The following is a 14040-nucleotide window of genomic DNA, read 5'->3' on the forward strand; positions in this document are numbered from 1 at the left end:
CTCAGCCCGCCGCGTCCACCAGGGCCAGCTGGTGCAGCCGCTCCGGCGGGCCCGGGCGGGCGTAGTACCAGCCCTGGGCCGTGTCGCAGCCCAGTATCCGCAACTGCTCGGCCTGGGCCCCGGTTTCGACGCCCTCGACCGTCACCGCCAGGTTCAGGCCGTGGGCGAGCGAGACGATCCCCTCGACGATCTTGAGGTCGACCGGGTCGGCGGGGAACTGCTGCATGCTCCGGGTGAAGGAGCGGTCCAGCTTGAGGACGCTGACCGGGAGACGGCGCAGGTTCGCCAGGTTCGAGTAGCCGGTACCGAAGTCGTCCAGGGCGATGTCGACGCCCATCTCGGCGAGTTGGCGCAGCGGCTTGAGCAGGTCGTCGTCGGCGCCGATGAGGGCCGACTCGGTGACTTCGAGGCAGAGCGCGTCCGGGTCGACGCCGGCGCGCTCCAGGATGTCCACGGTGTCCTGGACCAGGCCCGGGTGGGTCAGCTGGCAGGGCGAGAGGTTGACGTTGATGCGGAGCGGGCCGCCCGCCGTGTTCTCGCCGTACCGTTCTCGCCACTCGCGGGCCTGCCGCACCGACTGCTCCAGGACCCAACGGCCGAGCGGCACGATCAGTCCCGTGTGCTCGGCGAGCGGGATGAACCGGTCGGGGCCGAGGACGCCGTGCTGCGGGTGCAGCCAGCGCACCAGCGCCTCGGCGCCCCGCACACTGCCGTCACCGAGGTGCACCAGCGGCTGGTACTCGATGAAGAACTCGCCCCGCTCCAGGGCCGCGGGCAGCTGCGTGGTCAGTCCGTGCCGGGTGATGGCGCGGGCGTCGGCCTCCGGATCGGCCAGCTCGAAGCGGTTGCCGCCCGCCGACTTGGCCCGGTACATCGTGATGTCGGCGCTGCGCAGCACCTCCGCGGGGCCCCGCTCGCCCGCCGGACCCTCGACGATGCCGATGCTGCCGCGCACGGTCAGCTCCCGGCCGTCGATACGGACCGGGGCGAGCAGCACGTTCATGATGCGGGCCGCGAGGTCGTCGACCTCGCTCTCGGTGTCCGGGCCGGTGGTCAGCGCCACGAACTCGTCACCGCCGAGGCGGGCGACCATCTCGCCCGGCGCGGTCGCGCAGGACTGGAGCCGGTCGGCGACCTCGACGAGCAGCCGGTCGCCGGCCGCGTGGCCGAGGCTGTCGTTGATGGTCTTGAAGCCGTCGAGGTCGAGGTAGCACAGGCCGAACCGCTGGCCCTCGCCGGCGCTGAGGGCCTTCTCCAGGCGCTCGAAGAACAGGGTGCGGTTGGGCAGCCCGGTGAGGGCGTCGTGCGTGGCCTCGTAGCGCAGCCGGAGGTTGAGCAGCCGGCGCTCGGTGGTGTCCTCCATGAGGGCTAGCTGGTACTGCGGGGCGCCGTCGGCGTCGCGCAGCAGGGAGACCGTCAGGTTGGTCCACAGGACCGTTCCGTCCGGGCGGTAGAAGGCCTTTTCGAGGTGGTAGTGCTCGCGCTCGCCGCGGACGAGTTCGTCGTAGAGCTTCCAGGTCTGCGGCGCGTCCTCGGGGTGGGTCCACTCCTGGACCTTGCGACCGCGCATCGTCGGGTCGGTGAGGCCGAACATGCGCAGCAGCGCGCCGTTGACCTGGAGGACGTTGCCGTCCAGGTCGGCGATGCCGATTCCTATGGCCGCGCCCTCGAACACCGCCCGGAATCGCGCCTCGGTCGCGTGCAGCGCCTGTGCCACCGCGCCCTGCGCCTGCAGGGCGGCCTGTGCGATGGCCTCCTGCTCGGCCAGCGTCCGCTCGCGCAGCGCCTGGGCGAACCCGGCGGCCATGGCGTGCTGCAGACGGGCGGAACGGGACCGCAGGTCCTCGCGGTCACCGTCGCCGCCGCAGTAGAGCACCAGATAGGCGTCGACGCAGTCCAGGGAGCGGCTCAGCGCCTCCGGGTCCGTGCAGTGCGCGTCGACGAGGGCGGCGCCGATCGCCCGGCCCTCGTCCGTGTCGACGGTCCTGGCCGCGAGTGCCCCGCTCAACCGGCGGGCCAGCGGCAGCAGTTGTTCCTCGAACTCCGGCCGGGTCGCGGACGTCGAGGTCACCGGGAACACGGCCCGGCTCCAGATCGTCGCGAACCGGCGCAGTCTGTCCTCCGGCCCGTCCGGCTCGGCGATCACGCGGAACGCCCCACGCCGGCGAACCCCGCGAAGGCCCACGGATCCTCGTCGTCGGGGTTCCAGGTCGCCGAATCGGGCCGCCACCGCGGCGGCGACACCAGTCCCGGTTCCACCATGTCGTACCCCTCGAAGAACCGCGCGATCTCCTCGCGCGAGCGCATGATCAGCGGGTTGCGAATGTCCTTGTACACGTCCACCGCGCCTTCGGCCCGCTCCGGCGGAAGCGGCATGCCCTCGTACGAGGCGTGCGTGAGCACCAGCAGGCTGCCGGGCGCGAGCGCGTCGCGCAGTTCGGCCACCGCTCCGTACGGGTCGTCCGCGTCTTCCACGAAGTGCAGTATGGCAACGAGAAGCAGCGCCACCGGACGGTTCAGGTCGATCAGGCCCTGGACCTCGGCGTTCGAAAGGATCTCCTGGGGCTTACGGAGGTCCGCCGCGACGACGCCGGCGTCCGGGTTGCCCTCCAGGACCGCCTGGCTGTGCGCGACGGCCACCGGGTCGTGGTCGACGTAGACGACCCGGGCGCCGGGGCGGGCACTCTGGGCCACCTCGTGGACGTTGCCGAAGGTCGGAATGCCGGAACCGATGTCCAGGAACTGGGTGACGCCCTCCTCGGCGGCGAACCGCACCGCCCGCCGCAGGAACGCCCGGTTCGCCTGCATGGTCTTCGGCAGCCCCGGCGCGTGCTCCATGGCCCTGCGGGCGGCCTCCCGGTCGGCCTCGAAGTTGTGCGAACCGCCCAGGTAGAAGTCGTAGATACGCGCGACGCTCGGCACCGAGATGTCGATGTTCCGGGGAGCCCAGGCGGGACGCTCCATGTATCTCTCCAAGGCGTAGGCGATCCGGTGTTCGAGCTGAGGCTACTGATCGCCCGCCAATGGAGCGAGCGGAAACGGAAATTGACCGTCCGTTCCCGGTCACTGCCTGCGGCACGTGCCGCTCGGAAGCGGCTGCCGATTCTTCACGAAACGTAGGCGCCGCGCTCCGGAGAGTTCCGGAACGGGCGCCGAATCGCGGGGAGTTGCGGGAAATGACGGCAAACCGGTCCGACCCCTCCGTGCGGCGCGGAGGGGTCGGACCGGTGGATCGGGTGGGGCCGGTGTCACTTGTCGGAGACGCCGACCATCTTTCCGTCGGGGCGGACGGCGTACCAGGTGCCGCCGACGCCCTGGCCGTTGGTGTCGCCGGGCTTCTTGTCGGCCGCGAAGGTGTAGATCGGCGAGCAGTTGACCGTCTGCTGCTTGACGCCGTCGGAACGGGTGAAGCTCATCAGGCCCTTCTTCTGGACGCCCTTGGTGTCGTTCGCCGACACGGGCGACACGACCGGCCACTTCTCCAGGCAGGCTCCGTTGCAGTTGGAGACCGGCTCGGGCCAGGCCTTGTCCTTGGCGAAGCGGTAGACCGTCATGCCGTTCTTGTCGACCACGATCTCGCCGAGGCTCGGGTCGTTGCGCGTGGACAGTCCGGGCAGGCTGGCGACCGACGCCTTCTTGCCCGTGGGTGCCAGCGCGTACCACTTGCCGCCGACGCCCTGGCCCGTCAGATCGCCGGCCTTGGTGTCCTTGGCATAGCGGTAGGCGGGCCAGCCGCCGATGGTCAGCTGCTTGCTGCCGTCGGCGCGGGTCACCTCACCGAGCAGCGCCTTGTCGATACCGGCACCGGCCGAGGCATCGTCCGCGGGCACCGGCGGCCAGGCCGTGGCACAGTCGCCGTTGCAGTTCGACTTCGGCGGCTCGGCGGTGTCCTCGTCGAAGCGGTAGAGGGTGAGACCGGTGGCATCGGCCAACACGTCCCCGAGCTCGGCGTTCGCGGACACCTGCAACTTGCCGGCGGAGGCCGACTGGGCTCCCAGATTGCCCTGGCCGATCGCGGTCGAGCTCGCGGTGGGGCTGGCGCTGGTACCGGTCCCGAGACCGGAGCCGACACCGCCGTAGCCGCCCGCCGCGGCGGTGGCTCCGACGTTCTGGCTGCCCACCGACGAGCCGCCGCTTTCCTGACCGCACGCCGTCGTCAATGCCAGCACCGCCGCGGCGCTTGCCACGAGTGAGGCGCTCCGCCAGGAGGTCTTCATCGTCAACTCCCCAAAATTCAAAAGGGTGTTGCAGCGCCCTGCTGCGCCGCCGCACGACAATGGGTACGCACCGGAGCAGGGGTTGTGTTCAACCGTCCCGCATATTTCTTTTCGGACGCTGTGACCACACCCGCCTCGGACCGCACAGACATACGCCCCATCGGACGGACGAACGCCCAGGATTCAAACATCGGGCGATCTTTTATCCCTCCTTCGGAGCAATCTCTTCGCGCCCGCGCGTGAGACGGTGCGCCAGGCCTCATGATCTGCGTCGTGCATCGACCCGAATCGCCCCAATCCGCCATCGGCATACGTGTGTTGGCCCTGGTGGCCTTGACGTGGGCGCTCATCGGCCCCACGGCCGGGGTCGCCGAGGCGGATGCCTGCGCCTACGCCTCGGTCGGTCCCGACGGCGCGGAGGTGGTGGCGGTCGCCGGAAGCCTCACGTGGCCCACCCCCCCGCCCTGCCCGAAACCGAAACCCACGCCCACCCCGAAACCCACGCCCACCCCGACCCCCACACCCCCAGAGCCCCCTTGCACTCCGACACCCACACCCTCCCCCGACCCCACACCGAAGCCGCCGCCTGCGCCGAAGCCCCCGAAGCCGAGGCCCACCCCGACGCCGAAGCCGCCGCCTCCACCACCCCCGCCGCCCGCACCGGTGCCGCAGCCGGCGCCGCCCCGGGCGCGGCCGACACCGCCCCCCGCACCCGTGCCGACCCCGACTCCCACTCCCACCCCGACCCCGACGCGGACGCCGCCGCCCAGTCCGGCACCGGGCCCCTCCGCGCCCGCGGTGACCTACCCGGCGTACCACCACGCGAAGGCCCCCGACCGGCCCACGCACAGCACGACCTCGCCCGTGATCTACGTCCTGCTCATCACCGCGCCCGCGGTGGTCGCCGTGGCCGCGCTGCGGCCCCGCTAGTGCCGATCCTGGAGGCATCCCTTGCCGGAATGGCTTGTTCTCATCCTCGCGATGCTGGCCGCGTGCGCGGTGGTGGTCGTCATCACGCTCATCCGCCACAAGGCGGCGCCCGTGGACGAGGATCCCAGCGAGACCCCGGACGTCATCGAGTACATGACGATGTGGATCGGGGTGGTGTACGCCATCGTCCTGGGTCTGGCCATCGCGGGCGTGTGGGAGGCCCGCAGTGCCGCCCAGGACCACGTCCAGACGGAGGCCCAGGCGCTGCACGAGATCTCGGAGCGGGTGCAGGTCTATCCGTCCGACGTCCGTGACCGCATTCGAGCCGATGTCAACGCCTATGTCGGACACGTCGCCACGACGGAGTGGAAGGAGATGGCCGACCACGGCCGTATGACCGAGCGGGGCACCGAGCTCCTCGACCGGATCCGTACGGACGTCACCTCCTACGAGCCGAAGAGCGACTTCGAGGCCCAGGCCTACCAGCCGCTCGTCGACCAGGTGGCCGCCGTGGACCAGGCCCGCAACGCCCGCGCGGACTCGGTCGAGCCCACCATGCCCGGGGTGGTCTGGTTCGGTCTGCTGGGCGGAGCCGTCGTCACCATCGGGATGGTCTTCGCGCTGCAGATCCGGCGTACGGCCCGTGAGCTGATCCTGGCCGGCCTGTTCTCCGCGCTGATCGCCTTCCTGCTCTTCCTGATCTGGGACTTCGACGCGCCCTACAGCCGTGGCATCACGGCGTCGGCGGAGCCGTTCTTCGCCCTGTTCCCGGACATCAAGGGCTGACGGCCCCTCACCGCGAAGACCGCCAGGACCGCAGGGGGACGTCCGGTGTCCGACACGCCGTCGGCGTCCCCCGAGCGGCCCACACGGATGCCCCATTCGGAGGGACAGCGATCGCGCGAACGCACACCTGTTCCTAGCGTTTCGGTCATCGAGGTGCATTTCTGACTCAGGCGGAAAAGATCCGCAGCTGCTCCTCGGGTACCGGAGGAACCACCATGCGCGCGATACGCGTCGCTTCGGCCGCACTGTTGGGCGTGACCGCCCTGATGTTCTCCGCACCGGCCGCCGTGGCGACGGGCGACACCACCATCACACCCTTCGGCTTCAGCGTCCTGCCCTCGACCGTCTCCGCGGGCGACCAGGTGACGTTGCTGCTGGAACGGAACCACGGCGGCTGCAAGGGCTCCGCGACCGTCGCGTCGGCGGTGTTCGACACCGTCATCGTCCCGCCGCACAAGAGCCAGGCGACGGTCGTGGTCGACTGGGACGCCAAGCCCGGTGCCGTCTACAAGGTGACGTTCACCTGCGACGGCGTGAGCGGCTCCACTGTCCTGACCATCGCCGGCCGCCACCCGGTCACTCCCACGCCCGTGCCGCTCAACCCCGACCGGGGTGTGCGTGCCGGTGAGGGCGGCAGCTTCGCCGGGTTCGACGTGAAGGAACTCGGCATGGGGGCCCTGCTGATCGCGGGGTCGGTCGGCGCGGCGTACCACTTGTCCCGACGCCGCACCGGCGACGACGCCTGACGACTCTTCCGGCCGCACAGGGCTCCGCCCCGGTCCTCTCGGAGTCCGGGGCGGAGCCGGTGGAGATCAGATGTGCCTCTCGGACCGCCTGCGCATCCAGAACACCCCGCCACCGACGACGGCGAGGGCCACCAGACCGCCTCCGATGGCCATGTCGGTCGGGGTGGCCCCGGAGGAGCTGCTGCCGCCGAGACCACCGCGGACGCCGCCGATGACCGTGAAGGCGGTGGGGTTGATCACGGTGCCGTTGCTGCAGACGACACTGATGCTGTGCGATCCCGTGGCCGCGTTCCGGTTGACCGTGGCGCGTCCCGTCGCCAGGTTGTTGGCCCCCGTCCGCAGCCGGATCGTCCGGAACGCGTCCGAGCTCGCGGTGGCGTTGCCGGTGCAGTTGTTGACGGTGATGGTCAGTTGTCCGCCGCGGGCGATGACGTTGGGAAGGGCGACGACATTGCTCGGGCTCAGGTTCATGCCGTCCCGCGCGACGGCCGCCGGAGCGGTGAGTCCGAGCACGGCGACCGCGGCGCCTGCGGCCGCCAGGGCACGAGTAGTACGCATGTGAATCCTCCGCGGGAGACGCCCCGGGAACGGTCCCCGGTGGATCGGCGAGAAAACGCCTCCCAGACAGACCCTCAGATGCCGTGCGCAAGCCCGCATTTCGGCGCTGGTCCGTACGGCGGAGAGGACACGCCGAACGAAAAGCGCACAATCGGATATCTCCGCAGGTCACGGACCGTCAGAAAATTCCTGTTCACGGCAACTCGGATGGCGCACCACCCGCGTTCGGGGGCCACCCGTTCGCCGCCGTCCCGTCGCCGGTTTCGCGCGCGGGACTTAGCGTTCTCGTATGCGCGAATGACGAGGCGACGGCCGCGTCGAGAGGGGAAGTCAATGTCTGCGTCCGAGTTCGCCGAGCTGGCCGAAGAGGAGGAGCAGCGGAGGAAGCGCGCTCCCTGGGGCGTGATAGCGCTTGTTCTGCTGACCGGTCTCGCGCTCATTCGGAACGGTTCGGGGGAATTCGACGTCGGCCCGCCCCAGCCAGCGTCGGCTGCCGCGGCGGACAGCCGCGTGCATGGCACGGCCTTCGGCAAAGCCCCCGCCCCCCTGCCGTTCGCCGCGCCCGACCGGGTCTCCATCCCGGCGATCCGGGTCGACGCGCCGATGGTGCCGGTCGGCCTGGACCCGGACGGCTGGGTCGGCGCGCCGCCACCGGAGGACCCGAACCTGGCCGGCTGGTTCACCGGCGCGGTGTCCCCCGGCGAGAAGGGCACCGCGGTCGTCGTCGGCCATGTCGACAACAAACAGGGCCCCGCCGTGTTCTACGGACTCGGGGCCCTGAAGAAGGGAAATCGCGTCGAGATCAGGCGCCAGGACGGAAAGACGGCGATCTTCGAGATCTACGGCATCGAGGTCTTCGCGAAGAACAATTTCCCCGGCGACCGTGTCTACGGTTCCAAGGGGACCCCCGAATTGCGGGTCATCACCTGCGGAGGCGGTTTCTCCAAGCAGAACGGATACGCGGGCAACGTCGTCGCCTTCGCCCGCCTGGTCGAGGTCCGCTGAACGTTCCCCGACCCGGCGGGCGCGTTTCGGCTGTACGTCTTTACGTACTGCCGTCTATACGTACTGCCGTCGCGGGACGGTGATGTGATAGCCGGAATCGATGAGCTGCGGCAGATAGTCGCGCAACGCCCGGACACTCTGGGAGCGGTCGCCCCCGGCGTCGTGCGAGAGCACCACGACGCCGGGGGCGGCGCCGTGCTCCACCGCGCCGACGATGCGGCGGGTGCCCGGGGTGGTCCAGTCGAGGGTGTCGACGGTCCAGGCGAGGGGTTCCATGCCGAGTTCGGCGCCGAGTTGGAACGCGGCCCGGTTCCAGGCCCCGTAGGGCGCCCGGAACCATTCGGGACGCTCGCCGTAGGCGTCCTCGATGACGTCGCTGGTGCGTTCCATCTCGGAGCGGATGCGGGAGCGGCGGAGCCGAGTGAGCAGCGGATGGGACCAGGTGTGGTTGCCGACGATGTGTCCCTCGTCGGCCATCCGGGCCAGCAGGTCCTGGTTGTCGACCGCCATCTCCCCGCACACGAAGAACATCGCGCGGACGTCGTACTCGGCCAGCGTGTCCAGAATGTGTGGGGTGTAGCGGGGGTCGGGTCCGTCGTCGAAGGTCAGCACCATGGTCCGGCCGCGTCCGGACACCTTCAGCAACGGCTCGTGGCGGACGAGCGTCTTCCTGGGGGCGGTGTGCGGCGGGCCGTATCCGGTCAGGGGCTGGAGGCGGTAGGCCGAGGAGTTGGGCGCGCTGTGGGCCGGTGGGCCGGCGGCGAGCGGCGCCGGCCGGACCGGCTCCTCGCCCGGGAGTGCCGCGAGCACTCCGGCCGTGCCTGCGGCCCCGACCGCGGCCGCGCCGGCCAGCAGGGCCCGGCGCCGCGTGAGCACCGCCGTCGTCTTCGACGACAGCCGTGTGAGCAACTGATCCTTCGTCATGACTCATCAGTCGCCCGGCAGAGCGCCGACGCACCTCAGCAACACCGGTGCGGCTCCACGAATACACCCGCACGGCCCAGCGAAGACGCAGCAGGCCGCATGGCGGAACGTCAGGAGGACGTTGCAGAGGGAGCGGAGGGGCTTCGGCCCCGGCCTCGTCCCCTCCGTCGAGGCCGGGCGCCGAGGGCGGCGGCGGGCTTCGGTGCTGCCCGTTCGCGGCCCGCCCTCCGGGTGCCCCTTTTCCGCAAAGCTTGCGCACCGATGTCGACGGGGGTCCCGTCTGCCGCCCGGACCTGCGGCTTCCGATAGCCTCACAGCCGTGACGGAACAGCACTCGCACCAGTTCGAGCGGGGCACGGACGGGCCCAAGGTCATCGTCGTCGGCGTGGACGGCTCCGACTCCTCTCTGCGCGCCGCGGCCTACGCCGGGGGCCTGGCCCGGCGGCAGCACGCGCTGCTCGCCGTGGTGTACGTCCAGCCGGTGATCGCCTCGGGGGCCGCGCTCGGCGCTCCGGTCGCCGAGACCACGGACGAGATCGCCGAGGACCTGGTCGCCCAGATCCGGCTCGCCACCGAGCAGAACAAGGGGATATTCGATGTGCGCTGGGAGTTCCACACCTTCCGCGGCGACCCCTACAGCGGGCTGACGAAGGCGGCGGACGAACTCAAGGCCGACGCGGTGGTCGTCGGCGCCTCGGAGCAGGCCGGCCACCGGATCGTCGGCTCCGTCGCGGTACGGCTGGTCAAGGCGGGCCGGTGGCCGGTGACCGTGGTGCCGTAGGCCCGTTCGGGGTCGGGCGAGCGCCTCCTCCGCAATCGCGGCTGAGGCGGCATCATCGGCGCGAGCACCGTGGGTCCGGCGGGCGTCCCCAGCAGGCGCAGCACGCCGCGGTCGGCGCTGGTGGGGCGTCAGAGCGAGCGCAGCAAGTCCAGCACGATCGCGTTGAACTCCTCGGGCTTCTCCAGGTTCGGGAAGTGCGAGGTGCCTTCCACGAGCACCGAGCGGCCGTTCTGAGCGGTGTCGGCGAAGCGTTCCGCGTCGACGAGCAAGTCCGGTGAGTCCAGCGTGCCGTTGACGGTGAGCACCGGGACGTCGATCTTCGGCACCCTGGACCAGGTGTCCGTCATGGGCACGTGCCAGTCCCGTTCGCCCGGCGTGTGCTTGGAGATGGTGTGCAGGGCCATCTCGCGCAGGTGGTCGAGGATGCGCGGATCGAGCTCGTCCGGGGAGCGAAACGGGCCGGCCACGGAACCCAGGAAGATCTTCAGCCAGCCCTCGATGTCCCCCGAGTGCAGGGCCCGGTGGGAATCGGTCACGACCTTCCGGGTCGCCTCGTGGGTGTACTGGAAGTCGCTGACCGAGGACCCGCTCAGCACGATCGCGCGGACCAGTTCCGGATACTCGATCGCCATGTCACCGGCTATCGCCCCGCCCATCGAGACGCCGGCCAGGACCGCGGGGCCCGCGTCCAGGTGCCGCAGCAGGTCGGCGAGGTCGTCGGCCCAGCGGAAGGGCTTGGTGGCATTGGCGGTCCAGCCGTGGCCGCGGACATCCACCGCGATGACGCGGTACTCGGCGGCGAGGACCGGCACCTGGGCCTCGAAGAGGCGGTGGTCGACGTAGCCGGCGTGCAGCAGGACCACGGGGTCCCCGGTTCCGGTGTCGAGGTAGGCGATGTCCCCGTCGGCGGACGCGAAGAAGCTCAGTTCCGAAGCAGCTGTCATGACAACCAAGGTGTCATGTCCGAGAAACTTTGACAACCCAGTTGTCATGATGGACCGGTGCATGATGAGCGGGTGAACGACATCGACGAACCACTGCCCCCCGACGATCTCGGCCACCGGGTCAGCGAGGTGTTCGACCTCGTCGGCGCGCTCTACCGACGCGGCCTGCGCAAACTGGAGCAGGACGAGGCGGCCGGAGGGGTGTCCGTCGGCGTGCGTTCCGTCCTCGTCCTGCTCCACAGGTACGGGCCCATGACGGTTCCTCAGATGGCCCGGCTCATGGCGCTGACCCGGCAGTTCGTGCAGCGCATGACCAATGAGGCGATGGACCGGGGCTGGGCCGAGGCCACGCCCAACCCCGCCCATCAGCGGTCCTCGCTGATCCGGATCACGGACGAGGGCGTGGCCGTCATCACCGCGATCCTCGCCCGCGAGCACGCCCTGAACCGGCAGGTCGGCGGCGGCGAGCTGACCGATGCCGAACTCCGGGCGTGCGTACGGGTGTTGAAGGAGATGCTGCGCACCTTCGACCACGTGGACGTGGACTGACCTACTGCCCCATCGTGAGCCCGTCCTTGCCCGCGCCCCGACTCAGCACGACCTCCCGGATGCGGTCGCGCACGCCGCCCAGTTCGGCGCCCTGCTCGATCGCCTCGTTGAGGTTCACCACCCGGCCGGCGTCCACGTCGAACATCTGCGGGATGAACTCCGCCTTCGCGACCCGCCAGCGCTCACCGGGCCGGGCGGGCGGGGCGAACGTGAAGCGGCCGAGGGTGGACTGGTTGCCGCGCGGGTCCTGGGCGCCCTCGTGGTTGAACATCTCGCCGGCGATCTGGTCGCCCATGCCGTAGACCACCCACGTGCCGTTGACCTTCTCGTATGCCTGCGGGACATGGGCGTGGGTGCCGAGGATCAGGTCGACGTCGGGACGTGCGCCGGTGCGGGCGGCGGTCAGGTCGCGGGCCAGAGCCAACTGCTGCTCGTCGGGCGTGTCCTGCCATTCGGTGCCCCAGTGCAGCGAGACGACGACCACGTCGGCGCCCGCCTTCCGGGCGGCCCGCGCGTCCGCCAGGATTTTGTTCCCGTCCATCAGATTCACCGCCCAGGGCTGTCCCTGGGGCAGTGGGAAGCCGTTGGTGTCATAGGTGTAGGCGAGGTGAGCGACCTTGGCCGGGCCCGCGCGCAGGACGGTGACCGTGCGCGCCTCGCCCTCGGTACGAGCCGAACCGGTGTGCCGTACGCCCGCACGGTCCAGGGCGTCGAGGGTGCGGCGGATTCCTTCGGCGCCGTCGTCGAGGCTGTGGTTGGAGGCGGTGGAGCAGCCGTCGTAGCCGGTGGCGGCGAGCCCTTGGGCCACCTCCGGCGGTGACTTGAAGGTCGGGTAGCCGGTGTAGTCGCCGTTCGCGCCGTAGACGGTCTCCATGTGACACAGCGCCAGATCGGCGCGGGAGACGACGGGCCGGATGCCGGCCAGCATCGGGCGGAAGTCGTAGCCGGCCCCGCCCGCGTCGAAGCGGGCCCGGTCGATGATCGAGCTGTGCGGCAGGACGTCACCGGAGGCGACGAGCGTGAACCCGCGCGCCGCGGCGGCGGACGGGGCCGGGCGGCCGGGTGTCTCGTGGCCGTGCGCCTGGCAGGCCGCTCCTCCGGCGAGAAGGGCCGTGAGGGCCAGGGCAACCTGCCGTCTGCGTGCAATCATCAGCTCACCCCACTCAGGTCATATTTACTGACGAATAGGTATGAGCCTGGCCGAGTCCGCAAACGGCCCGGCCGCCTTGTTGACCCGTCCGGGGCGGAACGGACGCGGAACGGATGCCGCCGGTACGCGGAAGGGACCGTTCACCGAACCGTTCGTCGACGCGATCGACCGTCCGCCGCAGATCCTTGTGCGTGCCCTGTCCCCCGGCCCCGCGCTGGGGTGCCATACGGCCATGACGGCCGGAACCACCCTCACGAACGGGACGACCGCCGAGCACGAGCTCGCCGCACTGCAGCGGGAGCACGGCCGGCCCCTCTTCGCGCTCCTCCTCCGGCTCAGCGACGGCGACCGGCAACGCGCCGAGGACCTGGTGCAGGAGACCCTCGTGCGCGCCTGGCAGCATCCCGAGGCGCTGCGCGCCGACGACTTCGACTCCGTACGGCCCTGGCTGCTGACCGTGGGACGGCGGCTCGCGATCGACGCGCGGCGGGCCCGGCAGGCGCGTCCCGCCGAGGTCGGCGACGCGGTGCTGGAGAACGCGCGGGTGTGCGCCGATCACGCCGAGCGGGCGGCCGCCGCCCTCGATGTGCGCGAGGCTGTGAAGACACTCACTCCCGAGCACCGTGAAGTCCTGGTGCTGGTGTATTTCCAGGGGGCGAGTGTGGCGGAGGCCGCCGAAATCCTGGGGATTCCGCCCGGTACCGTGAAGTCTCGCGCGTACTACGCGCTGCGCGCCCTGCGCCGGGTGCTTCCGGGATACGCGGCCGACCTGCGGTGAAACCAATGGGAAAGTCAAACCTCCGTAAAGCGCCTTGCTGAGGACCCCCGTTGAGTAATCGGGTGTTCCTATCCGTGTTCCGGACTGGGGAGCCCGGGGTCGGGCGACGCGCACGCACCGGAGGAAGGCAGGAAGGGATGCTGCACAGAGGTCAACAGGGCACGGACGGCACCGGCGGGGGCGAACTCGTCGTCCCCATGGCCTGGTTGTACGCCGAGTACATCGCCGACGAGCTGCTGCGTTCCGGCGATCTGATGCCGCCGACGTCCTTCGAGTTCCGGGCCGGACGGGACGCGCTGGCGCTGACCGTCTTCCTCGCCGACACCGAGGGAGAGCTCTCCGGCATCCAGGTCGTCTCGCAGCTGGAGAACTGGCTGTCACTGACGGCGTACGACCAGCCGTGGCAGGACTGGGTGTGCGAGCGGATGGCCGCGCTGACCGCCGAGGCCGTCGCCACCGGCGAGCCCGCCGCGGACCTCGAACTCGCGGCCGCGGCCTGGCGCTGGCTGGAGGAGACGGAGCTGCTGGCGCCCGATCTGAACGCCGTGCCGGGCGGCGGTGCGGGGGTCGGCGAGGACGAGGGTCCGAAGGTGTGGACACCGGCCTGGCAGCTCGGCCTGCCGCTCGGCCACCTCGCCATCCACCTCTTCTAGATTCCTTCGCAATCGGACC

15 protein-coding genes are annotated in these 14040 nt (G+C 70.6%); 8 read left to right on the forward strand and 7 right to left on the reverse strand.

Annotation, left to right across the window (positions count from 1 at the left end; translation table 11 throughout):
• Position 1: 1 nt before the first annotated feature.
• The 3 genes from ACZ39I_RS08425 to ACZ39I_RS08435 all read right to left on the reverse strand — a co-directional run bounded on the left by ACZ39I_RS08425 (position 2) and on the right by ACZ39I_RS08435 (position 4217).
• On the reverse strand, positions 2-2146 hold the full coding sequence (locus ACZ39I_RS08425) for a putative bifunctional diguanylate cyclase/phosphodiesterase (RefSeq protein WP_403654369.1): 2145 nt from the start codon (positions 2144-2146) through the stop codon (positions 2-4).
• Entirely contained in the window at positions 2143-2964 is an 822-nt protein-coding gene (locus ACZ39I_RS08430; RefSeq protein WP_403654367.1) for an SAM-dependent methyltransferase, read from the reverse strand. Before ACZ39I_RS08430 ends, ACZ39I_RS08425 begins: the two co-directional genes overlap by 4 nt.
• Before the next feature lie 284 nt (positions 2965-3248).
• Positions 3249-4217, reverse strand: coding sequence for an SCO0930 family lipoprotein (locus ACZ39I_RS08435; protein ID WP_467243685.1), 969 nt, complete (start codon positions 4215-4217; stop codon positions 3249-3251).
• Between the two features lie 714 nt (positions 4218-4931).
• On the opposite strand from ACZ39I_RS08435, the gene ACZ39I_RS08440 reads away from it, so the two are divergent.
• From ACZ39I_RS08440 to ACZ39I_RS08450, 3 genes are all read left to right on the forward strand, one after another.
• Positions 4932-5147, forward strand: coding sequence for a hypothetical protein (locus ACZ39I_RS08440; protein WP_451477055.1), 216 nt, complete (start codon positions 4932-4934; stop codon positions 5145-5147).
• Positions 5148-5168: 21 nt separating this feature from the next.
• Positions 5169-5933 carry a bestrophin-like domain gene (locus ACZ39I_RS08445; protein WP_467243686.1) on the forward strand — a complete coding sequence of 255 codons (765 nt, stop codon included), beginning with the start codon at positions 5169-5171 and terminating at the stop codon, positions 5931-5933.
• Between the two features lie 215 nt (positions 5934-6148).
• Complete coding sequence (locus ACZ39I_RS08450; protein ID WP_467243687.1) at positions 6149-6679, forward strand: hypothetical protein; 531 nt, start codon at positions 6149-6151, stop codon at positions 6677-6679.
• A gap of 66 nt (positions 6680-6745) precedes the next feature.
• Here the strand turns inward: ACZ39I_RS08450 and ACZ39I_RS08455 are convergent, their stop codons facing one another.
• Entirely contained in the window at positions 6746-7237 is a 492-nt protein-coding gene (locus tag ACZ39I_RS08455) for a hypothetical protein (RefSeq protein ID WP_352384486.1), read from the reverse strand.
• A 333-nt stretch (positions 7238-7570) separates the two neighbouring features.
• On the opposite strand from ACZ39I_RS08455, the gene ACZ39I_RS08460 reads away from it, so the two are divergent.
• Positions 7571-8242 (forward strand): class F sortase, encoded by a 672-nt coding sequence (locus ACZ39I_RS08460; RefSeq protein WP_467243688.1) that lies wholly within the window; start codon positions 7571-7573, stop codon positions 8240-8242.
• A 54-nt stretch (positions 8243-8296) separates the two neighbouring features.
• On the opposite strand, the gene ACZ39I_RS08465 is transcribed toward ACZ39I_RS08460, so the two are convergent.
• On the reverse strand, positions 8297-9166 hold the full coding sequence (locus ACZ39I_RS08465; RefSeq protein ID WP_467243689.1) for a polysaccharide deacetylase family protein: 870 nt from the start codon (positions 9164-9166) through the stop codon (positions 8297-8299).
• A 319-nt stretch (positions 9167-9485) separates the two neighbouring features.
• On the opposite strand from ACZ39I_RS08465, the gene ACZ39I_RS08470 reads away from it, so the two are divergent.
• The gene (locus ACZ39I_RS08470) at positions 9486-9947 is read left to right on the forward strand and encodes a universal stress protein (RefSeq protein ID WP_037716497.1); all 462 of its coding nucleotides are present in this window, start codon (positions 9486-9488) and stop codon (positions 9945-9947) included.
• Between the two features lie 128 nt (positions 9948-10075).
• On the opposite strand, the gene ACZ39I_RS08475 is transcribed toward ACZ39I_RS08470, so the two are convergent.
• The gene (locus tag ACZ39I_RS08475) at positions 10076-10891 is read right to left on the reverse strand and encodes an alpha/beta fold hydrolase (RefSeq protein ID WP_467243690.1); all 816 of its coding nucleotides are present in this window, start codon (positions 10889-10891) and stop codon (positions 10076-10078) included.
• 72 nt (positions 10892-10963) lie between these two features.
• Here ACZ39I_RS08475 and ACZ39I_RS08480 point away from each other — a divergent pair, with 72 nt between their 5' ends.
• Positions 10964-11440: a MarR family winged helix-turn-helix transcriptional regulator gene (locus ACZ39I_RS08480; protein ID WP_467243691.1), complete on the forward strand. Its 477-nt coding sequence runs from the start codon at positions 10964-10966 to the stop codon at positions 11438-11440.
• 1 nt (position 11441) lies between these two features.
• Here ACZ39I_RS08480 and ACZ39I_RS08485 read toward each other — a convergent pair whose 3' ends face one another.
• On the reverse strand, positions 11442-12590 hold the full coding sequence (locus ACZ39I_RS08485) for a CapA family protein (protein ID WP_467243692.1): 1149 nt from the start codon (positions 12588-12590) through the stop codon (positions 11442-11444).
• 232 nt (positions 12591-12822) lie between these two features.
• Here ACZ39I_RS08485 and ACZ39I_RS08490 point away from each other — a divergent pair, with 232 nt between their 5' ends.
• Complete coding sequence (locus ACZ39I_RS08490) at positions 12823-13368, forward strand: sigma-70 family RNA polymerase sigma factor (RefSeq protein WP_028809221.1); 546 nt, start codon at positions 12823-12825, stop codon at positions 13366-13368.
• A gap of 137 nt (positions 13369-13505) precedes the next feature.
• The gene (locus tag ACZ39I_RS08495) at positions 13506-14021 is read left to right on the forward strand and encodes a hypothetical protein (protein ID WP_467243693.1); all 516 of its coding nucleotides are present in this window, start codon (positions 13506-13508) and stop codon (positions 14019-14021) included.
• Positions 14022-14040 lie beyond the last annotated feature (19 nt).

The sequence above is a fragment of the Streptomyces sp. NPDC024687 genome (assembly GCF_055559055.1).